Genomic DNA, 25,623 nt, shown 5'->3' on the forward strand with positions numbered 1-25,623 from the left:
AAATGATAGGGGACAAGGACGTAGCCCGATAGATTTCCCGGAGGTGGCTTATGGTCAGAAGTTTATGGTCAGCAGCAACAGGTATGAATGCGCAGCAGACTAACGTTGACACTATTTCCAACAACCTTGCCAACGTTAATACTACAGGTTTCAAGGCACAGGGAGCGCAGTTCAAATCTCTTTTATATCAGGAATTACAGACAGTAACAACAACTGCAAATGGTACTCCAAAGCCCACCAATTCTCAGGTTGGACTTGGTGTTCGCACGTCTACAATAAATCAGTTCTTTTCCCAGGGATCATTCCAGGATAGTGACAATCCGGCAGCTCTTGCAATAAGCGGAGATGGCTTCTTTAAGTATGCAGGAGCCACAGACGGAGAAGTATTCTATACAAGAAACGGAAACTTCACCTGGGCACTAGCTCAGACCGGTGGAACAGATCTGGTTCTTACCACAGCAGAAGGTAATAAGGTTCTTGATATAAACGGTGCAGAGATCCGTGTGGCAGGAAATGCAGTAGCCAGCAGGATTACCATCGGCAGTGATGGAAAGATCTATTATCCCGATGCTCAGGGTGTTCCTCAGCCGGTTAACAATCTTCAGATCGGTCTTTATCAGTTCCCTAACAGAGAGGGACTCCAGAGGGTAGGAAGTGCTGCATGGCAGGCTACACCTGCAAGTGGCGCAGAGATAAATGAGAACAATGCAGGAAACGGAATCAAGAGGTCTGAGATCGTTCAGGGATATCTTGAGGGATCCAATGTAAATGTTGCTACAGAGATGGTTAACCTTATTGTTGCACAGCGTGCTTATGAAATGAACTCTACAGCAATCCAAACAACAGACCAGATGATGCAGACAGCTAACTCACTTAAGAGGTGATGATTGGTTTTAAGGGGAGATAACAATGGCAGGATATGATATTGGTGGTATAAACGCTTCTGCTTATAGCGAATATGCCATGCAGGAGAGCAAAAATGCCAGTGCAGAGGCCATAAAGAGTAAGATCCAGAAGACTTCAGCGAAGTCCTCAGACGATGAGCTTTGGGAGGCTTGTAAGAGCTTTGAGGCTTACTTCCTTGAGCAGGTTTTCAAGGAAATGCAAAAGTCAGTAGATGCGCTAAAACCTGAGACAACGGATCAATCCACAGCTACTCTGGTGGATTATTTCAAGGACCAGACTCTCCAGGAGATATGCGCCACATCAGCAGACACCCAAAGTAACGGCTTTGCGCAGATGCTTTTTGAGAATCTGAAGCGCACCTATAACATCCCGGAAGCGCCGCTGGAATCCTCTGACGCTGCTCCAAAAGAAGTTTAATATTTGTCGGACCATTATCGCCAAAGTCGCAAGATTTTGGCGATTTTTTTGTGCTGCAATTATGCTATAGTAGTAGCTATGGAACAGATAAAAGGATACATTGAACATTTTATATATAAGAACGCTGAGAACGGATATGGCGTCATCAACCTGGTGACCTCCGACGATGAGATAACCTGTACCGGATCCTTCAAAGACGTGGATGTTGGCGATACAATCCTTGCTTCTGGAGAGTTTGTCAGTCATCCGGTTTACGGAGATCAGTTTAAGATCACAAGCTATGAAGTTTCCGCGCCGGATGATGAGGCATCAATGCTAAGATACCTTGGCTCCGGGGCTATAAGAGGTATCGGGGAGAAGTTGGCTGCCAGGATCGTTAAGCACTTCGGCGAAGACACCTTCCGGGTCATCGAAGAGGAGCCTGAGCGCCTGGAGGAAGTGAAAGGAATCAGCGCCGCCAAGGCCAGGGATATCGGAACCCAGATGGCAGAAAAGCGAGAGATGCGAGATGCCATGATCTTTCTTCAGCAGTACGGTATCAGCGACAATCTTTCAGTGAAGATCTATAACACCTATGGAACCAGGATTTACCGCGTCATAAAAGAGAATCCCTACCAGCTCTCTGACGACATAAGCGGAGTTGGATTCAAGACTGCAGACGAAATTGCTGCCAGAGTTGGCATTCAGATAGACTCTGACTACAGGATAAAGAGTGGTATCCTGTATGCGCTTTTACAGGCCACAATGGACGGTAATACCTTTCTTCCCATGGATGACCTGGTGAAAAGAACTATTGACGTCCTTTCCACTCGTCCCGACTATACCATAACAAGAGAAAGTGTAGAAACCCACATCGCCAACCTGGCAATGGATCAAAAGATTGTGTGCAAGAATGGCACAGATATCTATGCTTCCGGGTACTACTATGAGGAACAGGGCTGTGCAGCCATGTTAAAAGAGCTAAACCTGTCGGAGAGAGTATCTGAGGATGAAAGAGAAAACTACAGGCAGCGGATAATTGACCTTGAGAATTACAGAAATATCCAGCTGGATGACCTTCAAAGGGATGCGGTACTTCAGAGTATCACCAATGGGATTGTGATAATAACCGGTGGTCCTGGAACCGGAAAGACCACTACCATCAACACCATAATAGCTTACTATGCATCTATGGGCCTTGATATTATGTTGGCAGCACCAACAGGCAGAGCTGCCAAGCGAATGACTGAAGCTACCGGATATGAGGCAAAGACCATCCACAGGCTCCTTGAAGTTTCAGGGCAGGTTGAAGATGAGGATGGCAGCAGGGACTCGGGTGTGCGTTTTGAGAAGAACAGAGATAACCCTCTGGAAGCAGATGCCATAATCATTGATGAGATGTCCATGGTTGATATACATCTCTTTTACGCGTTGCTTAAAGCTGTGATTCCCGGAACTCACCTTATTCTTGTAGGAGACAGTTCTCAGCTTCCAAGCGTAGGCCCGGGACAGGTGCTCCGAGATCTGATAGAAAGTGGAAAGTTCCCCACCATCTACCTGAAAAAGATATTCAGGCAGGCGGAAGAGAGCGATATTGTCATGAACGCTCACAGGATCCACGACGGCGAAAAGCCGGTGCTTGATAACAAGAGCAAAGATTTCTTTTTCCTTGAGAGAAGTGATGCGGGGGTTATCTACAAGCATATGATCCAGCTAATAAGGGATAAGCTCCCGTCATATGTGGATGCGCAGCCCTTTGACATTCAGGTGCTTACTCCCATGAAGAAGGGGGCGCTTGGGGCGATACAGCTGAATCTTATTCTTCAGGAGTACCTTAACCCACCGGATAAGAACAAGAAAGAGCATGCATACGGAGACCATATTTTCCGCGAAGGAGATAAGGTCATGCAGATAAGAAACAACTACCAGGCCACCTGGGAGGTTGTTGGAAAATACAACATTCCTGTAGACAGCGGAACAGGAGTGTTCAACGGCGATATGGGAGTCATAAAAGAGATCAATGAGTACTCCCAGGACATGGTGGTGGAGTTTGATGAAAACAGACGGGTGAGATATCCTTTTGGGGATTTGGATGAGCTGGAATTATCCTATGCCATTACCATACATAAGTCCCAGGGCAGTGAGTATCCTGCAGTCATCATGCCTATTCTGGGAGGACCAAGAATGCTACTTAACAGGAATCTTTTGTATACTGCAGTAACAAGAGCCAAGAACACTGTCTGCATACTGGGCAGCAGCCAGACTCTCATGACCATGGTGGAAAACGAGGAACAATTAAAAAGATATACCGGCTTAAAGGACAGAATAGTAGAATTTTTCAATGTTGATGAAAAGTAACCCTGTGCTGGACCTGATATATCCAAGGCATTGCCCTGTCTGCGACGGAATTGTTGGAATGTTTGAGTTTCAAGACGGGCGCATACAAAGGTCAGGTCCGATCCACAGAAAATGCCTTAAGAAAATTGAATATGTAAAAGGCCCCACCTGTCAGAAGTGTGGAAAGCCCTTGGGAAGCGATAAAACCGCAGAGTATTGCAGTGACTGTCAGCGCACCAGACATTTTTTTACCAAAGGATATTCGGTGTTCCTGTATCGAAGCATCTCCGGATCCATTTACAGATTTAAGTACATGGGGCGCAAGGAATATGCGGATTTCTATGGCTTGGCTACGAAAAAGAGTCTTGGTAAGAGATTGAAGCGACTTGGAATTGAAGTTATAGTTCCGGTACCAATGTACAAAGACAAGGAGAGGAAAAGAGGATATAACCAGGCGGAGGTTTATGCTAAGGCTGTTTCAAAAGCTTTGGATATCCCTATGGATAACGGCCTCATAAAGAGGGTGAGAAACACCGCTCCAATGAAGGAACTGGACGCTGTAAGGCGGCGCAATAATTTGAAAAAAGCTTTTATTATGCCCCAAAATGATGTAAAATTTAAGTGCGTACTAATTATCGATGACATCTATACAACTGGAAGTACTATTGATGAGATCGCCCATGAGTTTCAGATGGCAGGAGTTGAAAAGATTTATTTTCTGACCCTGGCTATCGGGCAAACTACTTAAATAAATGGAGGTCAGCTTATGAACTTACGGAATTGTGCAAGATGCGGAAAGATGTTTAATTACATCGGAGGTCAGCCTATTTGCGAGCTATGCAAGAAGGCATTGGAGGATGATTTCCAGAAGGTAAAACAGTACATACAAGATAATCCGGCTGCTACTCTTAAGCAGATTTCAGAGGATAATGAAGTCACAACCAAGCAGATCCAGCAGTGGATCCGTGAGGAGAGACTTATGTTTTCTAAGGATTCTCCACTTCAGCTTCTTTGTGAGAATTGTGGAGAGCCTATTCAAACAGGAAGATTTTGCGCTAAGTGTAAAACATCAATGGCAAATACACTTAATGACTCATTTGCTAAACCTAAGCCGGCACTTCAGAAGCCTGTCAAGAAGGAGCCCAAGGCTGGAATGCGCTTCCTGGATACCTAAGGAGCAGGAATGTTAAACGAAGAAAAAGTCATTTTGATGACCAAAATGGCTGCGTTCATAGATCGCGAAGGCAAAAAGAATGACGCTATCAACACATATTTCAAAAGTGATTATGTGGGATTTAATGTTATCAAATCCGTGATAAGCGCTACCATTGTGTTTGCTATTTTTGTTGCGACCTATGTGTTGTGTAATTTTGAAGAGGTTTTATCAAATCTTTACAACACGGATAATCTATTAGCTATTGGCAGGAGGTTCTTGACATATTACCTCCTGCTTGTTGGCGTGTATTCTCTTGCATCATATGTCATTTATTCCTATCGTTACACTAAAATGCGTAAGAGTATGAAGGCATATTATGGGGACTTAAAGAAACTTGCCAGAATCTACGAAAAGGAACAGTGACATGACTTCTTTATTGGAATTCAAGCAATATGTAAAGAGATTTTATATCAAATATGAGACGTACATTACCTACGTTTGGAAATTCTTACTGGCGCTGATCACCATAGTGGTGATCAATGGAAAGCTGGGGTACATGGACGCGCTTACAAATGGAGCTATTGTGATGATGGCTTCTCTTTTGTGCGCAATACTACCTCCTAACTTTATTGTGTTAGTGGCAGCTGTGTTTATTCTGGGACATCTTTATTCCATGGCTGTTGAGTGTGCGCTTATTGCAGCAATCATCTTCCTTTTGATGTTCCTTTTGTACTTCAGGTTTTCGCCAAAGGACACATTGGCAGTGCTTCTTACACCGCTGTTTTTCTTCATGCATATCCCATACGTGATGCCACTTGCAATGGGGCTTCTTGGGACACCAGCATCAATCGTATCGGTTTCCTTTGGCCTTGTTATTTCATACATGCTGCAGTTCTTTTCATCTAACGCAGCGAGTTTCGGAAGTGACGGAGTACAAGAGGCTGCCAATCAGTTCCAGGGGCTTATTGATGGGATTTTAGGCGACAAGGCAATGGTTGTTATGATCGCAGCTTTTGCTGTTTCACTGGTCCTTGTTTACATCATCAGAAGATCCTCTGCCAACTATTCATGGAAGATCGCAGTGGCAGCAGGAGCAGTCAGCCTGATCATTGTTACTCTGATCGGAGATATCGTAAGTGATACACAGATTTCTATTCCGGGAGTTATTCTTGGAACAATAGTTTCAGCTCTTTTGATGCTGGTTCTTGAGTTCTTTGCGTTTAACCTGGATTACAGCAGAACTGAGAAGGTTCAGTTCGAAGATGACGATTATTACTACTACGTTAAGGCAGTACCTAAGGTTACGGTTTCAACTCCTGAGAGGAAGGTTAAAAAGATCAACCGTGCAAGGGAGCAGCATTAAGATATAAGGGAAAGTCATGGATCAGATTGATTTTATTTTTGACTTTAACAGAACAAGCCTGCATATGCCGACCATTAGGTTTTCAGATATACTGGAGGTCTTCATCATAGCCTTTCTGGTATATCACATTTTGGTATGGGCCAGAAACACCAGGCTGTGGTCCCTATTAAAGGGTGTCATAGTTATTCTGGTGTTTATTTTGGTGTGCGCCCTTTTGAACATGTCGACTATCTTGTGGATAGTTGAAAGAGTGTTCAGTATTGCCATTATAGCTATAGTGGTCATTCTTCAGCCAGAGCTGAGAAAGGCCTTGGAAGAACTAGGAAGGAAAAATTTCTTTTCCAATGTATTGTCTTTGGGGGATCCCAAGTCAGAAGGAAGATTTTCAGACAGAACCCTCAATGAGATAACAAGAGCCTGCATTGAGATGGCAAAGGTAAGAACCGGTGCACTTATAGTAATCGAGAAGAACCATCCGCTTACAGAATACGAGAGAACAGGAATCGAAGTTGATGCCATTGTAACAAGTCAGCTTCTTATCAATATTTTTGAGCACAACACACCTCTCCATGACGGAGCAGTAATTGTAAGGGGAGACAGGATTACATCGGCAACCTGTTATCTTCCTCTTTCAGACAATATGGGAATCGGTAAGGAACTGGGTACGAGACATCGTGCAGGTATCGGTGTGTCTGAGGCCACAGACTGTTTTGTTATCATTGTTTCTGAGGAGACAGGTAAGATAAGTGTGGCTTCTGAGGGAGAGCTTGAGAGAGCTCTTGACTCCGACAGACTCAGGGAGAGACTTAGAGTGATCCAGGACAAGCATGAGGAGGAAGCACCTATAAAGTACTTCGCCAGAAAGGCCAGGGCAAGAAAATGAAGAGATTGACGGCCAACTGGGGACTTAAGCTTGCATCACTGATATTTGCCATCATTGTGTGGTTTCTTGTAACCAATATCAATGATCCTATTACTTCGGTGAGATATACGAATATTCCCGTTACACTAATGAATACATCCCTTATCACTGATCAGGGACAGGTTTACACGATTTTGGACGGAAGTGATACCATAAACACGGTAACACTCTATGCGCCAAGATCCATCATTGATTCTTTGAGCCAGAATAATATAGTTGCAACAGCTGATCTACAGGAACTTTCGAGCCTGAATACAGTAGGAATTACTGTTACAACTAACAAGTACAGGGACAAGATTGAAACTATTGTTTCCAGCTCGGATGTTGTAAAGCTCAGTGTCGAGAGAAAGGCTTCAAAGTCACTGGCTTTAAAGGCAACAACTTCCGGATCTTTAACTGACGGGTATGTGATCGGAGATGTAGCTACTGATCAGAATATGGTCAGAATAAGCGGACCTGAGTCAGTGGTCAACAGGATCGCATCCGCTGCGGTAGATGTTGATGTTACAGGCTTTACTTCCAACATCGGAACTGATGCAGATATAAAGCTTTTGGATGCAGATGGAAACGAAGTGGATGGTTCACTGGTTTCCATGAATATAAAGACTGTTAGAGTTAACGTTGTTATTTACGAGACAAAATATGTTCCGATCACCTATGTTGTAAATGGTGAGGCGGCAAATGGTTACATGTATACCGGCCAGATTGAGAGTACTCCTGATAGTATCCTTGTTGCCGGAAGAAGCAACACTATAGCATCCATAAATGAGATCAAGGTTGAGGATGAGGCTATAGATGTTACAGGACTTACATCTAATCTTACCTACACCTATGATATAAGTGATTTCCTTCCTTCAGGAGTCAGCCTGGGAGATAAGGAATTCAGTGGATCAGTATCTATTGTTGCTCATGTTGAGCCTATTGCAACACAGACCTTTGATGTAAGTGTCTCCAACGTGCAGGTTGAAGGATCAATAGAGGGCTTCACTGTAACTATTGACGATACTGAATATGAAACAGTTTCTTTGACACTTCAGGGACTGAAAGCTGCGATAAACAGTGTTGATCCTGATAATATAACAGGAAAGGTCAATGTAAATGATCTGATCACCGGAAATGACCTTGACAGTCTTAAGGCGGGAAATTATAGCGCTGATGTGGAGTGGGATCTTCCTGATGGTGTAAAGACCAAGGGAACGGTCAGTGTATACGTCAAGGTTGAAGAGAATTGAGACTAAGGGGAGCAATAAATGGTTACACAGAAGATAGTCATTTCTAATCCTACGGGGTTGCACCTTCGTCCTGCAGGAAATCTTTGTAAGGTGGCTATGAATTATAAATCTCATATCACCTTCAATTATGGGGATAACTCCGCCAATGCCAAGAGCGTACTTAGTGTTCTTGGTGCCTGCATTAAATGCGGGGATGAACTGGAGTTTATATGCGATGGTCCTGATGAGGAAGAGGCTCTGAAAGCCATTGTTTCAGCCATAGAAACTGGGCTTGGCGAGTGAAATAACTTGTGATAAAATCACATGAGTTAAAAAGATAGAGAGGAAGTTTTTTTATAATGAAAAAGTTTAAAGCTGCGCTTGTTGCAGGTCTTGCTGTGACAATGCTGATGGGTTGTGGAAAGAGCAGTGACGAAGCTGTTGTGGGGATCAGTGTTGAGAAACTTGAAGATGTTCAGGACATAACACCTGTAGCTACAGAAGAGGTTTCTGTTGAGGAAGAGGTTGTTGATGAGGACGCTCCTCCGGCAGAGGGAATGGTAAGAAGCTACTTCACAAATAAGTGGGTAGATGAAGAAGTAAACAATATAAGACCAATAGCAGTAATGTATCCTATAAATAAAGAGGCTCAGCCTCAGTACGGACTTAGCAATGTTGCAGTCTTCTATGAGATCATGGAAGAGGGTAGCATGAGCCGTCAGATGGGTATTGTTGAGAACTGGCAGAATCTGGACCAGATAGGTAATATTCGTAGTATCCGTGATTACTTTATCTATGCAGCTCTTGAGTATGATCCAATCATTGTCCATTACGGCGGACCTGAGCTTTATGTTAGCGGCGTTCTGACTGGAAAGAACAGACCTAATGGTGTGGATGATGTAGATAACCTTAACGGTGTTGGCGGTAAGGCAATGGGCCCTGACTACGGTGCATTCTTCAGAGTTCCTGAAGGAAGTACCTCTGAGCATACAGCTTTTACAGATGGAGCACATGTTAAGTCTGCTATTGAAAAGGCTGGTTTCTCACTGGAACACAGAGACAAGTTCGAGGGACAGTCACACTTTAAGTTTACCGGATATACAAATCCTAACACTCTTGAGGATTACCCAGATGCAGTTGAAGCAACAGAGATTGATATGGCTGGATGCTTCCCTGTTACAAAGTCAGCTCTTAAGTATGATCCTGAGCAGGGCGTATATCTTAAGACTCTTTATGGCAATGCTCAGAAGGATGCTCTTACAGGTGAGCAGCTTTCCTTTGATAATGTGGTTATTCAGAGAGCTTACCACGAAGTTCGTGATGACAACGGATATCTTGCATATCAGATGCATGACACAACCCGTGATGGCTACTTCATCACCAGAGGTAAGATGATCCATATAACCTGGGAGAAAACAGACGATTACTCTCCTACAACATATTATGATGACAATGGAGAGGAAGTAACCTTCAATACCGGAAGAACAATGATCTTTGTTATTCAGGAGAAGGGTGGATCATTCTCTAAGTTTGATGTAAACGGAGTTACTTACGCAGACTGACCTTTAGATAACTGTATTTCAGCGGACGGCTTGAAGCCGTCCGTTAAATATTTAGTCATTTAGATTTGAGAGGAAAAACATGGAAAAGATTATCGTAACTGGTTGCAATGGACAGCTGGGAAGAGCCATCAATAAGGAACTTCCAAAGGATAAATACGAGCTTATCAACACAGATGTGTTTGAAGGAGAAGGCATTATACCTCTGGATATAACTAATGTTGACGCGGTAATAGAGCTTGCAAGAAAGACTAAGGCAACAGCTATTATTAATTGCGCGGCGTATACTGCAGTTGACAAGCAGGAAAGTGATGTAGATCTTTCCTATAAGATAAATGCCATTGGACCAAGAAACCTTGCTATAGCAGCAACAGAAACAGGAGCAAAGCTTGTTCATATTTCTACAGACTATGTATTTGAGGGAAATGGTACAAGACCTTACATCGAGTTTGATAAGACCGGACCTGTCAGCGTTTACGGAAAGACAAAGCTTGCCGGCGAAGAGATGGTAAAACAGTTTGCCAGGGACTTTTTCATCATAAGAACAGCATGGCTCTACGGAGATGGAAAAAACTTTGTTAAGACTATGCTGGGACTTTCTGAAAAGTATGATGAGGTAAGTGTTGTTAAGGATCAGCTTGGAACTCCTACCAGCACAAAGGAGCTTGCAAAGGCTATCCACTATCTTCTTGGAACTGAGAACTATGGGGTATTCCATGGAACCTGTGAGGGAGACACAAACTGGGCTGACTTTACAGAGGAAATTTTCAGACTTGCAGGAAAGAATACACGAGTAAATCATGTAACTACTAAGGAGTACTCTGAGAAGAATCCACAGGCTGCTCCTCGTCCTGCTTACAGTATTTTGGATAATTATATGTTCAGACTCACTTCAGATTTTAGGTTTGCTGACTGGCACTATGCTATTGAAGAGTATCTGAAGGAACTTTGAGGGAATTTATGAGTTTTATTAATGGTGTATTACACAATCACATTTTGCTGGCTTCATTTTGGGCCTGGCTGGTCGCTCAGGTTTTAAAGACCATTATATATGTGATAGTTAACAAAGATTTTAATCCGGAAAGACTTGTGGGAGATGGCGGAATGCCAAGTTCCCATTCTGCTACAGTAATGGCACTTGTTACTTCTACAGCCTTTTACCACGGCGCAGATACCTTTGAATTTGCTGTAACAGCTATTCTTGCTCTTATTGTCATGCATGATGCTATGGGAGTAAGGCGAGAGACGGGGAAGCAGGCTAAGGTTATCAACAATATGATGGATTGGTTTGCGGAATTTAACAGTGATCTTCCGCCTGAGGAAAAGCTTAAAGAGTTTGTGGGACATTCTCCTACACAGGTATTCTTCGGAGCTCTTTTAGGTGTTGTTGTGGCATTTGTAGTCTGCAATCTGTAAAACTGACTGATCGGGGGCTTATAGACTTTATGCTGGCAGTTACACTGATCTGGCTATATGTAATTATTACAACTTATCTTGTTGGTTATGGATTTCTGATGTCATTGGTAAACTGGCCGGGAATGCATCGGAAAAAGAGCAGCAAGGGCATTAAGAGGTACGATTTCAGGTTTAAGGAAAGCTATATCATAACCGGAATCGTACTGGTCACAGTGTACGCTCAGATAGTAAGTCTTTTTTCTAAAGTGGCTCTTGGAGCTAATATTGTTCTTATTTCTGTATGTCTGCTTATTGCAGTTTATTACAGGTATGAGCTTATGGATGATCTGATGGAAATGACTCAGATGATCACTGCCAAGGGCAACATCTATATTTATCTGGCTGTATTTCTTTTAATGGCATATGGCACCAGTCATGGACTGATGCACTATGATTCTGACCTGTATCATGCACAGGCAATTCACTGGATAGAAGAATATGGAATAGTTAAAGGGCTTGGGAATCTCCATGTGAGACTTGCCTATAACAGCTCTGCTTTTGCGCTTTCTGCTCTTTATAGTATGAGTTTTTTAGGTGGACAGTCCTTCCATGTGATGTCAGGATTCTTTTCACTTCTTTTGGCGTGGCAGTGCGTTGATATTAGGAATGTTTTCAGAAGAGGGCATTTTGTTATTTCCGACTTTGCCAGACTGGCGGCTATCTATTATCTCTTCACTGTTTTTGATGAAATGGTAGCTCCGGCTTCTGATTATTTTTTGTCGGCTATTGTCTTTTATGTGATAATCCACTGGCTTGATATGTATGTGAAGCACGAGAGGTCTTATGTGCCTTATATTCTTCTTGCGTTACTTGGAGTATTTGCCATCACAATAAAGCTTTCAGCTGCACCTATGGTGCTGTTATCGATTATCCCCATCTACAAGCTTTTCCATGAAAGGACTCCGGAAAAGGTCAAGGCGCTACTCATCTCTATTGTTTTGGCGCTGGTTATTGTTCTTCCGTTCCTTATCAGAAACGTAGTTATATCCGGATGGATCCTTTATCCGGTCACATTGCTTGATTTCTTTGGCTTTAAGTGGGAGATTCCCAAAGGCGTTGCAGCATTTGATGCTATCCAGATCAAGACCTTTGGAAGAGGATATAACGATGTGGCAGTCTACATGGATGTTTCTATGGGAGAGTGGGTTCCCCACTGGTTTGAGAGTATTACAGGAATCAGCAAGATCATGGTGATCCTTGATATGGTTTCCATAGTAGTATTTCTTGTTTATTTAATTTATTTCCTGGTTGCTGTGGCAGGACAGAAGTCCTCAAAGATAAAGCTTGGGAACAGCAAAGTATTTGAACTCAGCCATAGAAGTATGCTCAACACGGCGGATTTCATAACTATAAGCGCTACCCTTGTTGGCTGCCTTGGCTTCTGGTTCTTCAGTGCACCCTTGATCCGCTATGGAGTTGTTTATGTATGGCTCGTTCCTGCAGTCATTCTTGGAAGACTTGTAATTCTCGGCTTCAACAAGTTGGAAGAAGCTCCAAAGTCGATTATCATGAAGGCCGTTACAGCCATTCTCCTTTTATGGCTGGCCTATAAAGCTATATTCCTTGTGGTGGATGATTCCGGACGCTACAATCCTGTCTACCTTGTAAAGCAGCAGGACTATGGAGAATATGAGACGAAAGAATTTGAACTAAACGGAGTGAAGATCTATTACCCGGCTACCGGCGATCAGGTCGGTTACTATCCATTCCCAGCAGCCACCCATGATTTAACAGGAGAAGTGGAATTAATGGGAAACGACGTGAAGGATGGATTTAAATCTGTACAATAAGAAAGACGTGCCATAGGCACGTCTTTTTATTTATCGCTCTGCACGCATAGGGTTGTTGAGGAAATCTTCGTAGGCAAGGCGGATTCCGTCATCAAGCTCTGTGGTGTAGGTCCAGCCAAGTTCTTTGGCCTTGGATACATCGAGGAGCTTTCTTGGTGTTCCGTTTGGCTTTGAAGGATCCCAACGAATCTCTCCGGTGTAGCCTACAATCTTTGCTACCTTCTCGGTAAGCTGCTTGATAGTAAGCTCTTTTCCTGTACCGGCATTAACTGTTTCATCGCCACTGTAATTATTCATAAGGAATACACACAGATTGGCAAGATCATCAACGTAAAGGAACTCACGAAGTGGGCTTCCGTCTCCCCAACAGGTTACGTAAGGAAGATTCTGCTCCTTTGCCTCGTGGAAACGGCGGATAAGGGCAGGAAGTACATGTGAGTGAGTTGGGTGATAGTTGTCGTTAGGTCCGTAAAGGTTTGTGGGCATTACGGAGATATAATCTGTTCCGTACTGCTTGTTGAGATATTCGCAGTACTTAAGTCCTGATATCTTAGCAAGAGCATAAGCTTCATTGGTCTTTTCCAGCTCTGAAGTAAGAAGGCAGTTCTCTTTCATGGGCTGAGGAGCCATTCTCGGATAGATACAGGAGGAACCAAGGAATTCAAGCTTCTTGCAGCCATTCTTCCAGGCAGAATTGATAACGTTCATCTCCAGGATCATGTTCTCATACATGAAGTCTGCGAGAGCCTGGGAGTTACCCATGATTCCACCAACCTTAGCTGCTGCAAGGAAAACATATTCAGGCTTTTCATCTGCAAAGAAGTTCTCTACCTGATCCTGTCTGGTAAGGTCCAGTTCCCTGTGGGTTCTGGTCACGATGTTTTCGTATCCCTGCCTGTTTAATTCTCTTACGATAGCTGAACCAACCATTCCTCTGTGGCCAGCTACATATATCTTAGCGTTCTTTTCCATCATAACGGTATATCTCCTGGTTATTACTTTTCGATTCCCTTCTCAAGGAACTCTGCAAGGTTGAACTTAACGTGCTCGTTAGCTCTTTCTACAGCAACCTTTCTCATGTCGTGCTCAACCATGATCCTTACAAGCTCTTCAAAGGATGTGGTCTGAGGATTCCAGTGAAGCTTCTCTTTTGCCTTTGTAGGATCACCCCAGAGGTTTACAACGTCTGTAGGTCTGTAGAAGTCTTCTGACACCTCAACAAGTACCTTTCCGGTAGCTTTGTCATAACCCTTCTCGTCGATGCCTTCACCCTTGAACTCAAGCTCGATTCCTGCATAGTGGAATGCCAGCTGCGCAAACTCACGAACAGAGTGCTGTACGCCTGTAGCGATAACGAAGTCTTCAGGCTTGTCGTTCTGAAGGATGAGCCACATACACTCTACGTAGTCCTTAGCATATCCCCAGTCACGGAGACTTGAAAGGTTTCCAAGATAGAGCTTATCCTGCTTACCCTGAGCAATTCTTGAAGCTGCGAGAGTGATCTTACGTGTAACGAAGGTCTCGCCTCTTCTTTCTGACTCGTGGTTGAAAAGGATACCTGAGCAGCAGAACATGTTGTAAGCTTCTCTGTACTCCTTAACGATCCAGTAGCCATAGAGCTTAGCTACAGCGTAAGGGCTGTAAGGATGGAAAGGAGTCTTTTCATTCTGAGGAACCTCCTCAACCTTTCCGTAAAGCTCTGAAGTTGAAGCCTGATAAATACGACAGGTATCTGCAAGTCCGCACTGACGAACAGCCTCAAGGACTCTGAGAACACCGGTTGCATCTACATCAGCAGTGAATTCAGGTGAATCAAAGGAAACCTGAACATGAGACTGAGCTGCCAGGTTGTAGATCTCGTCAGGTCTTACCTTCCCTACAACTCCAAGGATGCTCATGGAATCTCCAAGATCACCATAGTGAAGGTGGAAATGCTCGTGTCCTTCCAGGTGCGCGATCCTTTCTCTGTAGTCTACAGATGATCTGCGGATTATGCCGTGTACGTCATAGCCCTTCTCTAAAAGAAACTCTGCAAGATAAGAGCCGTCCTGACCTGTGATACCAGTAATAAGTGCTTTTTTTGCCATATAAATTCTCCTTAATAATTAAATAGAAGTTTTAAACTTATTCGCGAAATATCATTCTATCATACTTTACTATATATTCATATATTAATGCAATTTTTTGTTCGTGTTACCATTCACGGTTTGGGGAAGCGATGTCCACAGGGAAGGGGAGAGTCTGGGAAAGCTTCCCGCAACAAAAAAACCAAAATCTTCCCGGACCGGCTCGCTGGAATTCATGGTCGTAAGTCTTAGCACCTTCCATCCTACGGACCGACGGCTCATTGGCTTTTGAAGCTGCTTGTTTTCATTTCCGAGTCCTCCAAATAGCAAACGCCAGTTTCTTAGCATTCCAATGCAGTTTTTAACTCGCATGCGAGAGATGTCCGAAGCAGGGCTGTTCATATAAGTATATTAAAATGGTCATGGCTCGCAAGGCGAGCCATGACCATTTGAGGCATGCAACATTATAAAGCCCTGCAAGCGAGCATGCGTAATATTATAAAAACTGCAGGAATGCTAAAGAAACGTTTCGTTTGCGTACGGTGAGGAAATGGAAATAACAGCTGAGAAAACTCAGGAGCCGTCCTGGGATCCGTGGGCAGGCTGGAAGGTGCTAATGCTTATGGCACATGAATTCTTCAGCTTGCTGCTACGCTCAGATTTTGTGTTTTTAGTTGTTGCTCGCGGCTTTCCCAGACTCTCCCCTTCCCTGTGGGCATCGCTTCCCCAAACCGTGAATGGTAACTTGTTCGTTGAAAGAAAGAGGCATTAAGTGTAGAATAAATGATAGGATTGCGTAAATATGCGCAGATATAGTTGGGAGAGTTAAATGAAACTTTTAAGCGTGGTTATACCATGTTATAACGAGGAAGAGAATATATTTGATTTTTATAATGAACTCATGAAGACAGAGGAGTTCTTTAAGGGTCGTGACGTAGATTTTGAACTGGTCTTTGTGGATGATGGATCAAAGGATAATACAGCAGCTAAGGTAAAAGAGCTAAACCAGAAGGATGGCAGAGCTCATCTGATCAGCTTTTCCAGAAACTTTGGGAAAGAAGCTGCCATGTATGCAGGACTTTCCCATGCAAAGGGTGATTACGTTGTGGTTATGGACTGCGATCTTCAGGATCCTCCGGCAATCCTTCCTGATATGTTTAAAGCTATTGAGGATGAGGGCTATGATTCTGTTGCTACCAGAAGGGTCAACAGAAAGGGAGAGCCTCCCATCAGATCATTTTTTGCAAGGAAGTTTTATAAGATCATCAACAAGATGTCCAATACTGAGATTGTAGACGGAGCCAGAGATTACAGGCTTATGACAAGGCAGTTTGTGGATGCAATTCTTTCCATGGAGGAGTATAACAGGTTCTCCAAGGGCATCTTTGGCTGGGTTGGATTTAAAAATAAATGGCTTGAATTTGAGAATGTGGAGCGGAAGAAGGGCGAGACCAAGTGGTCCTTCTGGAAGCTGTTTGTGTATGCCATTGATGGCATTTTGGCATTTTCTACAGCACCCCTTGCCATGGCTTCACTGATCGGTGTGCTGTTTTGTATGGTGGCCTTTATTTTCATTATTGTGATCATCGTAAGGCAGTGGACTGTAGGAGATCCCAACAACATGGTTGGTTGGGCATCTACCGCCTGCATCATTCTTTTTGCCAGTGGTGTCCAGCTCTTTTGTGTAGGAATTGTTGGACAGTATCTGTCCAAGGCATATCTGGAGGTAAAGAAGCGCCCTCTGTTTATTGTAAAAGAGGAATTGTAATGGTTAGCATAGTTGTGCCGGTTTATAATGCGGCGAAGTATATAGAGAATACCATCAGGATGGTTTCGGAGCAGACCTATAAGGACTGGGAGCTGATTCTGGTGGATGACGGTTCCAAGGATGGAAGCCCCGAAGTAATCGAAGAAATTATAAAAAAGCAGGGAAAGAGAATACGCCTTATCAGGAAGGAAAGTAATGTGGGAGCAGCTGAGGCAAGGAACGCCGGAATAGACGCTTCCTCAGGAAGGTATATCGCTTTTCTTGATGCTGATGATGTCTGGATGCCGGATAAGCTTGAGAAGCAGATAGCTTTTATGGAGAAGACCGGGGCAGCCTTTTCCTTTCACTCCTATGAATTTGGGGATGAAAATGCAAAGCCCACAGGAAAGATAGTTCATGTGCCAGCCACATTAAAGTATAAGCAGGCACTTTCAAGAACAGTGATATTTACCACCACCGTAATGTTTGACACTGAAAAGATCGATATGGAAATAATCCATATGCCCAAGGTTCCCAGTGAGGATACAGCCACCTGGTGGAGGATATTAAAAAGTGGCTACGTGGCATATGGTCTTGACGAAAATCTGGCTGTTTACAGGAGACCCGGAAAGTCTCTGTCTTCAAACAAGCTGGAGGCACTGTACAGGATATGGTTCCTTTACAGGAACATTGCAAATCTGTCAGTTCCTGAGTCATTATTTTATTTTGGAGGATGGGCAGTAAGAGCAACTATTCGAAGGCTCTGATTGCTCAAGGGGAAGTATGAAACAAAAAGAATCAAAGAAGAGAATCCTTGTTTTGATCCTGGCTTTTGTTGGGCTGTGTATGCAGACGGCAGTATATGCCTGGTTTTGGTTTAGTGTTTACTATCCGCAGGTTTCAAAGCCTCGTGTGAGTCAGGATGGTTATGCACTTGGTAACGGACTTAAGTTGTATTTTCGTGGTCATTTGCTTATCCTTGCCATCTATTTTATTCTGCTTCTTTTCTTCTCAAATACCTACGGCGGACTAAAAATCGGATATTTAAGACCAATGGACGTGTTCTTTTCTCAGATATTTGCACTGTTCATGGTCAACTTCATTTCATATTTCCAGATAGCTCTTTTGAACAACTGGCTTGTTCCTGTGCTGCCAATGCTGGAGATATTTGTGATCCAGCTTGCTATTGCCTTTTTGTGGGCCTATACCACCAATGCAATTTACATGAAGATATTCCCGCCCAGGGAGCTTCTCCTTATCAGCGGAGTTTATCCTGTGGATGATATTGAGCGTAAGTTCAACTCCAGAAAAGACAAGTACCACATTGCCAAGAAGATGAATATATCTGAAGGAATCGATGCAGTATATAAGGAGTGCCTGGGAAATTATGACGGAGTAGTTATTTGGGACGTTCCCAGCCAGTTCAGAAATGGTCTTGTTAAATACTGCTATGGCAGAAACATCAGAATATATGTGATGCCTAAGATAACAGATGTTTTGTTAAAGGGTTCATCACAGCTTCATCTTTTTGATACCCCGGTGCTTCTTCTTAGGGAGTACTCCATTAAGATTGAGCAAAGGGCCATAAAGAGGCTTTTTGATATAGTTCTTTCATTGCTGCTTATTGTTCTTTCTTCACCGGTCATGCTTGTGACTGCTATCATCATCAAGGCCTATGACAAGGGGCCTGTTCTGTACAAGCAGATCCGCTGCACCAAGGACAGAAGAGAGTTTAAGATCATGAAGTTCAGGAGTATGAGGGTTGATGCCGAGAAGGACGGAGTGGCAAGACTTGCATCCAAGAATGATTCCAGGATCACTCCTATCGGAAAGTTTATCAGATCCTGCAGGATCGATGAGCTTCCACAGCTCTTTAATATTCTTGTTGGTGACATGTCTTTCATTGGTCCAAGACCTGAGAGACCTGAGATCATAAAGCAGTATCTGGAGGAGATGCCTGAGTTCGCCTTCAGGACAAAGGTAAAGGCCGGACTTGCAGGCTATGCCCAGGTTTACGGAAAGTACAACACAACTCCTTACGACAAGCTAAAGCTGGACCTTACATATATTGAGAATTATTCTATTTGGCTTGATATCAAGCTCATGCTCCTTACAGTGAAGATCCTTTTCACTCCGGACAGTACGGAGGGTGTAGAGGAAGATCAGGTTACAGCTCAGAAAAATTCATGATGGTGGGATAGATGACTGATAACAGATTGCAGATACTTATTTCATCGGTGAATAAGAACCCTGAGGAGCTTTTGCAGGCCATGAACCTTGAATCAGGCGGAGTACTGGTCAACCAGCTCATTGGGGACAATGCTCCTTTAGGGATCACCCCGGGGGAAAAGAGCTGCGAGATAAATGGACAGCAGTTCCTTATCCTGAACAGGAATGAAAAGGGAGTAGGTCTTTCAAGAAATACTGCCCTTGAACATGCAAGTTCTGAGTTTATCCAGTTTGGCGATGATGACATTGTTTACGAAGAGGGCTACGCAGGAAGGATCATTAAGGAGTTTGATGAACATCCTGAGGCGGATGTGCTTCTTTTTAATGTTAAAGCTCAGGAGGGAAGGGAGACCTATTGGAACGAGGATTTTTCCAAGGTTTCCTGGTATAACTACGGAAGATACCCTGCCTATGCTATTTGTGCAAGGCGGGAAAAACTTATAAATAGTGGCGTTAAGTACTCGCTTTTATTTGGCGGAGGGGCTCCATATATGAACGGTGAGGATTCCCTGTTTTTGCACGATGCGCTGAAGGCGGGTCTTTCCATCTACCGGACCACAGTATTTTTGGGAAAAGAGAAAAAAGGCGAGTCTACCTGGTTTAACGGGTATACTGACAAATTCTTTTTTGACAGAGGAGTGCTCTACCATTTCCTTTATGGGGGTATGGCACCTGTCTTTGGCTTCAGATACCTTTATAAAAACCGAAAGGTCTTTTGCCGGGAAAAGGGACTCTGGAAGAGCTACAAACTGCTGTGTGATGGGGTTCGCCACGGGAGAAAGTGTTTATGAAGAAACCCTTTTTTACAATAATTGTAGTTTCATATAATGCCGGGGATAAGCTCATAAAGACAGTTCAGAGCATTGCAGATCAGTCTTTTACTGATTACAGAGTTCTTGTAAAGGATGGCATGAGCACCGACGGATCAATCGATAAGTTAAAAGAGACTTTTGATGTGGGAATAGCTCAGGAGGACATTGAAAAGAAGATCACTCTCTTGGAGAGCTGTGACAATGGAATCTATCATGCCATGAATATAGCAACTGCCTTCCTTAGTGAAAAGATAAAACAGGGCAGGGCCACAAAAGAGGATGTTGAGGAAAGCGGCGACGTAAAGATCCTTAAGGCAGGAGAAGAGCCGTCCTATGTGTTCTTCCTGAACTGTGGAGATTATTTCAGGGATAAAAATGTACTGAAAGAGGTCCACAGGATCATAATTGGAAGAAATCTTAAGGAGGGAACCACACTTCCGGCCATATACTACGGAGATACCTTCGACAGTTCCACCGGTACAAAAGTTTCATCAAACCCAAAGATAGACGATCACGCCTGCTATAGGAATGTTCCATCCCATCAGGCCTGTTTTTATGATGAGAGGCTGATCTACAGAAATCCCTTTGACCTTAAGTACAAGGTAAGAGCTGACTATGAGCAGTTCCTTCGCTGTTTCTACAAGGAAAAGGCAGAGACAGTGTATATGCCTCTTGTAATAGCAGACTACGAGGGAGGCGGATATTCTGATCAGAACAAAAAGATCTCTGAGGAGGAGAGGAGACAGATTATAAAAATGTATCTCCCGGCCTCTAAGGTGAGAAAATATGATTTTTTAAGGCTCATCACTTTGTCCCATTTTCGTACTGCGCTGGCTTCCAACAGAGTTACTGCCGGAGCCTACAATGGTGTTAAGAACGCTATCTATGCCCTTAAGGGAAGAAAAGACAATAAGGAGTAACGAATATTGAGAGTACTCTGGCTTTGTAATATCATGCTGCCGGCTTATGCCATAGCTCATGACCTGCCCTATACCGTCAGGGAGGGATGGCTTTCCGGCTGCCTTAACAGAATAATTTCTGCAAAGAAGGATGATGAGAAGATCGAACTTGGAATATGTTTTCCTGCTGAGGGAGAAATAGCTTCGTCAAAAGAGGAGATTGATGGTATCACCTACTATGGCTTCAGGGAGGATCTAAATCATCCTGAGGTCTATGACGGAACAGTTGAGAACAGATTCCATGTTGTTTTAGATGATTTTAAACCTGATGTGGTCCATATCTTTGGTACGGAATTTCCGCATTCACTGGCTATGCTCAGGGCCTTTGGGAATCCGGACAAGGTTCTTTTAGGAATCCAGGGCATCTGCTCAGTCATTGCAGCTGAGTACATGGCAGGAATTCCTGAGGAGGTTCAAAGATCTGCGACCCTGAGGGATAAGCTTAAAGAAGATTCTCTTATGCAGCAGCAGGAGAAGTTTAAAATCCGTGGTGAGCATGAGAGAGAAGCTATCATGTTGGCAGGAAATATAACCGGAAGAACGGCTTTTGATAAGAAGGAGACTTCTGAGATAAATCCTCAGGCCAGATATTTTGCAATGAACGAGACCATGAGACCCTGCTTTTATATGGGAAAGTGGTCCGAGAAAAAGGCACAGCCCCACAGCATTTTCCTGTCTCAGGGAGATTATCCATTAAAGGGCTTCCATTTTGTTTTAAAAGCAATGCCAACCATTTTGGAGAAGTACCCCGATGCGCATTTATATGTTGCAGGGAATAACATAATCGGTCGTGGAGGCAGCAAATACCCGTTCTTCATGAGAGCAGGTGCCTACGGCAAGTATATAAAGAACCTTATTTCTCACAACAAACTGAAGAAAAAGGTTACCATGCTTGGAAGCCTTTCCGACCAGGAGATGAAGGAGCAGTTTTTGAGCTGCAGCGTATTTGTGTGCCCTTCTGTAATCGAGAATTCGCCCAATTCTCTGGGTGAAGCTATGCTGCTTGGAGTACCTGTGGTGGCATCCAGAGTAGGCGGAATACCTGATCTTGTGCAGGAGAATAAGGATGGGATACTGTTTGAAAAGGGTAATCCCGAGGATCTTGCAAAAGCCATATTGCAGATATGGGATGAGCCTGTGATAGCAGCTGTTTATGGGGATAACGCCAGTGCTCATGCAAGGATCACCCACAATGCAGATGCCAATTACAAGAGACTATTGGAGATATACCATACAATAAATTCGTGACAAGGGGAGCTGTGTTTTGGTCATCACGTTTGTTTCCAATTACATAAATCATCATCAGCTACCCTTTTGCGAGGCGATGCAGCGCCTTGAGGATGTAGATTTTTATTTCGTTCAGACCATGCCTATGGAGGAAAAGAGACTTAGCATGGGCTGGGCGGTAGATGAAAGCGCTCTTCCTTACCTGGTTTTATATTACAGGGATGAGGAGAAGGCAAAAGAGCTTATCCTTGATAGTGACGTGGTTTTATTTGGGTGGACGGAAGGAATGCTTTCGGACCTTAGAAGCCAGAGGCTCTCATCGGGGAAGCTCTCTTTTTGTGTCAGCGAGAGAATATATCGTGAGGGACAGTGGAAGATGATAAGTCCACGGGGCCTTATGAGTAAGAGAAAAGAGCACTACGAATTCAGGAATAAGCCTGTTTACCTCCTGTGCACCGGAGCATATGTGGCCTCCGACTTTTCTCTGATAAAGAGCTATCCCGGAAAAATGCTAAAGTGGGGCTACTTCCCCGGAGCTAAAGGGCAGCAGGAAGAACCATCTGACGATTCAGAAAAAAGAACTCTTGGCGCAGATGCACCTGATGCCAGGATCAAGCTGTGCTGGGCAGGAAGGCTTATTGAGCTTAAACATCCTGAGTTTCCCGTGAAGGTGGCATCAGCCCTTAAAAAGAAAGGCTACAGCTTTAGCCTCGACCTTGTTGGTGATGGGCCACTGCTTGAGAGCTTACGGGAAATGGTAAGCCGTGAGGGACTTTCAGAGATAGTGAATATCACCGGAGGGAAAAAGCCTTCAGAGGTTCTTCAGTACATGAAGGAGGCGGATGTATTTCTTTTCACCAGCAATTACCTGGAGGGCTGGGGCGCTGTAGTGAACGAGGCCATGGAAAATGGATGTGCTGTGGTTGCTTCAAGTGAGGCTGGATCAGTTCCGTTTTTGATCAATCCCGGCGAGAATGGCCTGACATATAATAACGGAAGTTATGATGACTTTGAAGAAAAGGTAACTTACCTTTTTGAACACAAGGATGAAATAAAGGTACTGGGAGAGAAGGCAAGGGAAACTATTTTGGACGGGTGGAATGCAGATAATGCGGCAAAAGAACTTGTCCGGTTCTGCAAGGAGTTCCTTGATGGAAAAGAGCCAGCGCCTGCTGAGGATGGCCCTATGAGCAAGGCGAAGGTGATTAAGGCTCCGGGATTTATCCGGACAATGCAGGAAAAAAATCACTTGGAGTAAGGTGTTGAAAACTTTTAATGAGCTGTTGGACATGAGAATAAATCTGTTTGGCATCACTGTCCGGGTGGTAGAGGTGCTTTTCTTTGCAGTGATGCTGGGACTTGGCTTATCCATGAGGATAGCGCTTTTTGACTATGAATCAGGAGATTATCACTACTTTCTGTCAGTGTGGATGCAGGAGTGCCATGATGCCGGAGGAATAGGTTATCTCGGAATAGAACCGTTTTCTTCAGCGGGAAGTACGATCAACTATGGCTGTATGTATCAGTACATCATTGTAATGCTCCATTATCTTAAGGGGTTTATGACTGATATGGCCCTTCTTAAGAGCGTGTCGGTAATATTTGATGTTGTCTGCGCTATTACAATCATGCGAATTACGTATCTGGTTACAGAAGGAAGTACTTCCAAGGCACTAATTGCCTTTGGGGTGGTAATGTTCTTGCCATCCGTTGTACTGAACAGCTCAGCCTGGGCACAGTGCGATTCCATCTATGCGGCTTTTTTGCTTCTTAGTCTTTTGCATCTTATGAAGGACAATGGGAACAGGACATTTATCTATCTGGCACTGGCCTACAGTTTTAAACAACAGGCGATATTTTTGATTCCACTGCTGATCATTCTGTGGCTTATGGGGAAAGTTAAACTTAGATATATTTTGTGGTTTCCTGCTGTTATCTTTGTTACCATTATTCCGGCCCTCCTGGCGGGAAGAAGGCTGTCAGAGTTGCTTTCTATCTACCTGGAACAGGTTAACACCTATACCTACCTGACAATGAATTATCCAAGTATCTACACCATTGTGGCAGAAGGTCTAAAGGAAGACTACAGGAAGATGATAATCTCTGCCGGTACTATGGCCACGGTGGCAGTGCTGGGAGTTGTTGCCTTCTATATGAGAGACAAGAAGGTGCAGATAGACTACGAATTTATAATAACACTTGCAATATTTACTATAGAAATATGCCTGTTTACACTGCCTGTAATGCATGAGCGATACGGGTATTTTCCTGAGCTTCTGGCAGTAGTTTACGGAATTACAAGATATAAAAGAATGGTGGTCTGTGCTTTCATGCAGGTGATCACAATAATGACCTATTCCAGATTTCTTTTCGGATCTACTGTAACAGTGCTTTGGCCACTGACGATAGGTCTTTTCATGGTCATAATGGTCCTGGGCTATGACCTGTGGCTTCAGATTAATTCCAAGGAGGTAAGAAATGCCTGAGCAACTTCATAAGATATCAGTCATAATACCTGCCTATAACATCGAAGGCCTCCTGGAGAAGTGTGTCGAATCCGTGGCTTCTCAGGATTACCCAAAGGAGCTTTTGGAGATAATCGTTGTGGATGACGGCTCTACAGACGGTACAGGGAAACTCCTGGATGAACTTGCATCTAAATATTCCAACGTGACAGCTGTGCATCAGAAAAATGGAGGCTCCAGTAGCGCCAGGAACCATGGACTCAGGATCGCAACAGGTGAGTATGTGGGATTTGTGGATAGTGACGACTATGTATCGCCACTGATGTACAATGCACTGATGAAGGCTGCCCTAAGGTATGATGCTGACATGGTTCAGGCCTCCAGAGACGAGATAGCTGAGGATGGCACAAGGCTTCCTGATGTGGTGATCCCTCCTGAAAAAGAGACGGTAATAACTCCGGAAGAGCACCTTGAAACTTTGCTACTTCATAAGGGAGATGCCTCCTTTTGCACTAAGCTTACAAAAAGGAGCCTGTTTACAGAAAATATGAAATTCCCTGAGGGCGAGCTTAATGAGGACTTCTACCTGATGATCCATATGCTGGAGAAGGTGAATAAGCTGGTGATCCTTCCGGGACAGTACTATCACGTATTCTATAGAACAGGAAGCAATTCCAGGAAAAAGGAACAGGACAGGGACTATTTCCCTTCTGTATTCACAGATATAGTAAGAAATGCCGATGTGGCCCTGGAACTTGTTAAGAAAAACCATGTGTCATTGGTAAAAGTGGCAGAGAGATTTGGTTATGTACAAAGGCTAGATTACCTTTTGCATATTCCGGTTTCAAAGATGACTAAGGACAATGTCTTTTACAGACAGGTGGTTAGCAGGGTTCGGTCAGATTTATTTAAGATTATGGGAAGCAGCTATCTGACCGGGAAGCAGAAAACATATCTGGTGTTATTGGGAATTGCTCCAAAGACAGTAAGAAAGGTCCATGCCAGGATACGAGGACTGTAGAT

General features: G+C 43.8%; 25 protein-coding genes and 1 pseudogene. 24 read left to right on the top strand and 2 right to left on the bottom strand.

The window, feature by feature from the left end; all coding sequences use genetic code 11:
• The first annotated feature begins 50 nt into the window (after window positions 1-50).
• From BO18_RS08780 to BO18_RS08845, 15 genes and pseudogenes are all read left to right on the top strand, one after another.
• On the top strand, window positions 51-884 hold the full coding sequence (locus tag BO18_RS08780; RefSeq protein WP_034445446.1) for a flagellar hook-basal body protein: 834 nt from the start codon (window positions 51-53) through the stop codon (window positions 882-884).
• 25 nt (window positions 885-909) lie between these two features.
• Window positions 910-1,323 carry a hypothetical protein gene (locus BO18_RS08785; protein WP_034445448.1) on the top strand — a complete coding sequence of 138 codons (414 nt, stop codon included), beginning with the start codon at window positions 910-912 and terminating at the stop codon, window positions 1,321-1,323.
• Window positions 1,324-1,401: 78 nt separating this feature from the next.
• Window positions 1,402-3,660: an SF1B family DNA helicase RecD2 gene (gene recD2, locus BO18_RS08790; protein ID WP_034447195.1), complete on the top strand. Its 2,259-nt coding sequence runs from the start codon at window positions 1,402-1,404 to the stop codon at window positions 3,658-3,660.
• Window positions 3,650-3,859 (top strand): annotated as a pseudogene (locus BO18_RS36615) (double zinc ribbon domain-containing protein); the annotation flags it as partial. The gene recD2 and the pseudogene BO18_RS36615, both read left to right, overlap by 11 nt.
• 126 nt (window positions 3,860-3,985) lie before the next feature.
• The gene (locus BO18_RS34820) at window positions 3,986-4,387 is read left to right on the top strand and encodes a ComF family protein (RefSeq protein WP_185752380.1); all 402 of its coding nucleotides are present in this window, start codon (window positions 3,986-3,988) and stop codon (window positions 4,385-4,387) included.
• An 18-nt stretch (window positions 4,388-4,405) separates the two neighbouring features.
• A complete protein-coding gene (locus tag BO18_RS08800) occupies window positions 4,406-4,813 on the top strand; it encodes a flagellar protein (RefSeq protein ID WP_185752381.1) in 408 nt (135 codons plus the stop codon).
• A gap of 9 nt (window positions 4,814-4,822) precedes the next feature.
• Window positions 4,823-5,218, top strand: coding sequence for a hypothetical protein (locus tag BO18_RS08805; RefSeq protein ID WP_034445454.1), 396 nt, complete (start codon window positions 4,823-4,825; stop codon window positions 5,216-5,218).
• A gap of 1 nt (window position 5,219) precedes the next feature.
• Window positions 5,220-6,158 carry a hypothetical protein gene (locus BO18_RS08810; protein ID WP_034445456.1) on the top strand — a complete coding sequence of 313 codons (939 nt, stop codon included), beginning with the start codon at window positions 5,220-5,222 and terminating at the stop codon, window positions 6,156-6,158.
• Window positions 6,159-6,174: 16 nt separating this feature from the next.
• A complete protein-coding gene (gene cdaA / locus BO18_RS08815) occupies window positions 6,175-7,041 on the top strand; it encodes a diadenylate cyclase CdaA (protein ID WP_051688593.1) in 867 nt (288 codons plus the stop codon).
• Entirely contained in the window at window positions 7,038-8,312 is a 1,275-nt protein-coding gene (locus tag BO18_RS08820; protein ID WP_034445458.1) for a CdaR family protein, read from the top strand. The genes cdaA and BO18_RS08820 overlap by 4 nt, the downstream gene beginning before the upstream one ends.
• An 18-nt stretch (window positions 8,313-8,330) precedes the next feature.
• The gene (locus BO18_RS08825; RefSeq protein WP_034445460.1) at window positions 8,331-8,594 is read left to right on the top strand and encodes an HPr family phosphocarrier protein; all 264 of its coding nucleotides are present in this window, start codon (window positions 8,331-8,333) and stop codon (window positions 8,592-8,594) included.
• Between the two features lie 56 nt (window positions 8,595-8,650).
• On the top strand, window positions 8,651-9,853 hold the full coding sequence (locus BO18_RS08830) for a DUF3048 domain-containing protein (RefSeq protein WP_051688594.1): 1,203 nt from the start codon (window positions 8,651-8,653) through the stop codon (window positions 9,851-9,853).
• 79 nt (window positions 9,854-9,932) lie between these two features.
• Entirely contained in the window at window positions 9,933-10,802 is an 870-nt protein-coding gene (gene rfbD / locus BO18_RS08835) for a dTDP-4-dehydrorhamnose reductase (RefSeq protein WP_034445462.1), read from the top strand.
• An 8-nt stretch (window positions 10,803-10,810) separates the two neighbouring features.
• The gene (locus BO18_RS08840) at window positions 10,811-11,266 is read left to right on the top strand and encodes a divergent PAP2 family protein (RefSeq protein WP_034445464.1); all 456 of its coding nucleotides are present in this window, start codon (window positions 10,811-10,813) and stop codon (window positions 11,264-11,266) included.
• Between the two features lie 29 nt (window positions 11,267-11,295).
• A complete protein-coding gene (locus BO18_RS08845) occupies window positions 11,296-13,095 on the top strand; it encodes an LIC_10190 family membrane protein (RefSeq protein WP_034445466.1) in 1,800 nt (599 codons plus the stop codon).
• A 30-nt stretch (window positions 13,096-13,125) separates the two neighbouring features.
• Here the strand turns inward: BO18_RS08845 and BO18_RS08850 are convergent, their stop codons facing one another.
• Both BO18_RS08850 and gmd read right to left on the bottom strand, forming a co-directional pair.
• Entirely contained in the window at window positions 13,126-14,067 is a 942-nt protein-coding gene (locus BO18_RS08850; protein WP_334291224.1) for a GDP-L-fucose synthase family protein, read from the bottom strand.
• A gap of 23 nt (window positions 14,068-14,090) precedes the next feature.
• The gene (gene gmd, locus BO18_RS08855; RefSeq protein ID WP_051688595.1) at window positions 14,091-15,182 is read right to left on the bottom strand and encodes a GDP-mannose 4,6-dehydratase; all 1,092 of its coding nucleotides are present in this window, start codon (window positions 15,180-15,182) and stop codon (window positions 14,091-14,093) included.
• Window positions 15,183-15,990: 808 nt separating this feature from the next.
• Here gmd and BO18_RS08865 point away from each other — a divergent pair.
• From BO18_RS08865 to BO18_RS08905, 9 genes are read left to right on the top strand one after another with little or no spacing between them, the layout of a single operon-like run.
• On the top strand, window positions 15,991-16,929 hold the full coding sequence (locus BO18_RS08865) for a glycosyltransferase family 2 protein (RefSeq protein WP_034445472.1): 939 nt from the start codon (window positions 15,991-15,993) through the stop codon (window positions 16,927-16,929).
• On the top strand, window positions 16,929-17,675 hold the full coding sequence (locus BO18_RS08870; protein ID WP_034445474.1) for a glycosyltransferase family 2 protein: 747 nt from the start codon (window positions 16,929-16,931) through the stop codon (window positions 17,673-17,675). Before BO18_RS08865 ends, BO18_RS08870 begins: the two co-directional genes overlap by 1 nt.
• 16 nt (window positions 17,676-17,691) lie before the next feature.
• Complete coding sequence (locus tag BO18_RS08875) at window positions 17,692-19,098, top strand: exopolysaccharide biosynthesis polyprenyl glycosylphosphotransferase (RefSeq protein ID WP_034445476.1); 1,407 nt, start codon at window positions 17,692-17,694, stop codon at window positions 19,096-19,098.
• A gap of 11 nt (window positions 19,099-19,109) precedes the next feature.
• Entirely contained in the window at window positions 19,110-19,928 is an 819-nt protein-coding gene (locus tag BO18_RS08880; protein WP_034445478.1) for a glycosyltransferase family 2 protein, read from the top strand.
• Entirely contained in the window at window positions 19,925-20,869 is a 945-nt protein-coding gene (locus BO18_RS08885) for a glycosyltransferase (RefSeq protein ID WP_034445480.1), read from the top strand. The genes BO18_RS08880 and BO18_RS08885 overlap by 4 nt, the downstream gene beginning before the upstream one ends.
• Window positions 20,870-20,875: 6 nt before the next feature.
• On the top strand, window positions 20,876-22,156 hold the full coding sequence (locus BO18_RS08890; RefSeq protein ID WP_034445482.1) for a glycosyltransferase family 4 protein: 1,281 nt from the start codon (window positions 20,876-20,878) through the stop codon (window positions 22,154-22,156).
• Window positions 22,157-22,172: 16 nt separating this feature from the next.
• Window positions 22,173-23,393 (top strand): glycosyltransferase family 4 protein, encoded by a 1,221-nt coding sequence (locus BO18_RS08895; RefSeq protein ID WP_034445484.1) that lies wholly within the window; start codon window positions 22,173-22,175, stop codon window positions 23,391-23,393.
• 31 nt (window positions 23,394-23,424) lie between these two features.
• The gene (locus BO18_RS08900; RefSeq protein WP_034445486.1) at window positions 23,425-24,621 is read left to right on the top strand and encodes a hypothetical protein; all 1,197 of its coding nucleotides are present in this window, start codon (window positions 23,425-23,427) and stop codon (window positions 24,619-24,621) included.
• The gene (locus tag BO18_RS08905; protein WP_034445488.1) at window positions 24,614-25,621 is read left to right on the top strand and encodes a glycosyltransferase family 2 protein; all 1,008 of its coding nucleotides are present in this window, start codon (window positions 24,614-24,616) and stop codon (window positions 25,619-25,621) included. Before BO18_RS08900 ends, BO18_RS08905 begins: the two co-directional genes overlap by 8 nt.
• The last annotated feature ends 2 nt before the right edge of the window (window positions 25,622-25,623 follow it).

It is taken from the genome of Butyrivibrio sp. AE2032, from assembly GCF_000702965.1.

Excerpts from the sequence above, each read along its gene's own strand:
- BO18_RS08780 (WP_034445446.1), top strand. The coding sequence starts at position 51 with ATGGTCAGAAGTTTATGGTCAGCAGCAACAGGTATGAATGCGCAGCAG.
- BO18_RS08785 (WP_034445448.1), top strand. The coding sequence starts at position 910 with ATGGCAGGATATGATATTGGTGGTATAAACGCTTCTGCTTATAGCGAA.
- recD2 (WP_034447195.1), top strand. The coding sequence starts at position 1,402 with ATGGAACAGATAAAAGGATACATTGAACATTTTATATATAAGAACGCT.
- BO18_RS08800 (WP_185752381.1), top strand. The coding sequence starts at position 4,406 with ATGAACTTACGGAATTGTGCAAGATGCGGAAAGATGTTTAATTACATC.
- BO18_RS08805 (WP_034445454.1), top strand. The coding sequence starts at position 4,823 with ATGTTAAACGAAGAAAAAGTCATTTTGATGACCAAAATGGCTGCGTTC.
- BO18_RS08810 (WP_034445456.1), top strand. The coding sequence starts at position 5,220 with ATGACTTCTTTATTGGAATTCAAGCAATATGTAAAGAGATTTTATATC.
- cdaA (WP_051688593.1), top strand. The coding sequence starts at position 6,175 with ATGGATCAGATTGATTTTATTTTTGACTTTAACAGAACAAGCCTGCAT.
- BO18_RS08820 (WP_034445458.1), top strand. The coding sequence starts at position 7,038 with ATGAAGAGATTGACGGCCAACTGGGGACTTAAGCTTGCATCACTGATA.
- BO18_RS08825 (WP_034445460.1), top strand. The coding sequence starts at position 8,331 with ATGGTTACACAGAAGATAGTCATTTCTAATCCTACGGGGTTGCACCTT.
- BO18_RS08830 (WP_051688594.1), top strand. The coding sequence starts at position 8,651 with ATGAAAAAGTTTAAAGCTGCGCTTGTTGCAGGTCTTGCTGTGACAATG.
- rfbD (WP_034445462.1), top strand. The coding sequence starts at position 9,933 with ATGGAAAAGATTATCGTAACTGGTTGCAATGGACAGCTGGGAAGAGCC.
- BO18_RS08840 (WP_034445464.1), top strand. The coding sequence starts at position 10,811 with ATGAGTTTTATTAATGGTGTATTACACAATCACATTTTGCTGGCTTCA.
- BO18_RS08845 (WP_034445466.1), top strand. The coding sequence starts at position 11,296 with ATGCTGGCAGTTACACTGATCTGGCTATATGTAATTATTACAACTTAT.
- BO18_RS08850 (WP_334291224.1), bottom strand. The coding sequence starts at position 14,067 with ATGGAAAAGAACGCTAAGATATATGTAGCTGGCCACAGAGGAATGGTT.
- gmd (WP_051688595.1), bottom strand. The coding sequence starts at position 15,182 with ATGGCAAAAAAAGCACTTATTACTGGTATCACAGGTCAGGACGGCTCT.
- BO18_RS08865 (WP_034445472.1), top strand. The coding sequence starts at position 15,991 with ATGAAACTTTTAAGCGTGGTTATACCATGTTATAACGAGGAAGAGAAT.
- BO18_RS08870 (WP_034445474.1), top strand. The coding sequence starts at position 16,929 with ATGGTTAGCATAGTTGTGCCGGTTTATAATGCGGCGAAGTATATAGAG.
- BO18_RS08875 (WP_034445476.1), top strand. The coding sequence starts at position 17,692 with ATGAAACAAAAAGAATCAAAGAAGAGAATCCTTGTTTTGATCCTGGCT.
- BO18_RS08880 (WP_034445478.1), top strand. The coding sequence starts at position 19,110 with ATGACTGATAACAGATTGCAGATACTTATTTCATCGGTGAATAAGAAC.
- BO18_RS08885 (WP_034445480.1), top strand. The coding sequence starts at position 19,925 with ATGAAGAAACCCTTTTTTACAATAATTGTAGTTTCATATAATGCCGGG.
- BO18_RS08900 (WP_034445486.1), top strand. The coding sequence starts at position 23,425 with ATGAGAATAAATCTGTTTGGCATCACTGTCCGGGTGGTAGAGGTGCTT.
- BO18_RS08905 (WP_034445488.1), top strand. The coding sequence starts at position 24,614 with ATGCCTGAGCAACTTCATAAGATATCAGTCATAATACCTGCCTATAAC.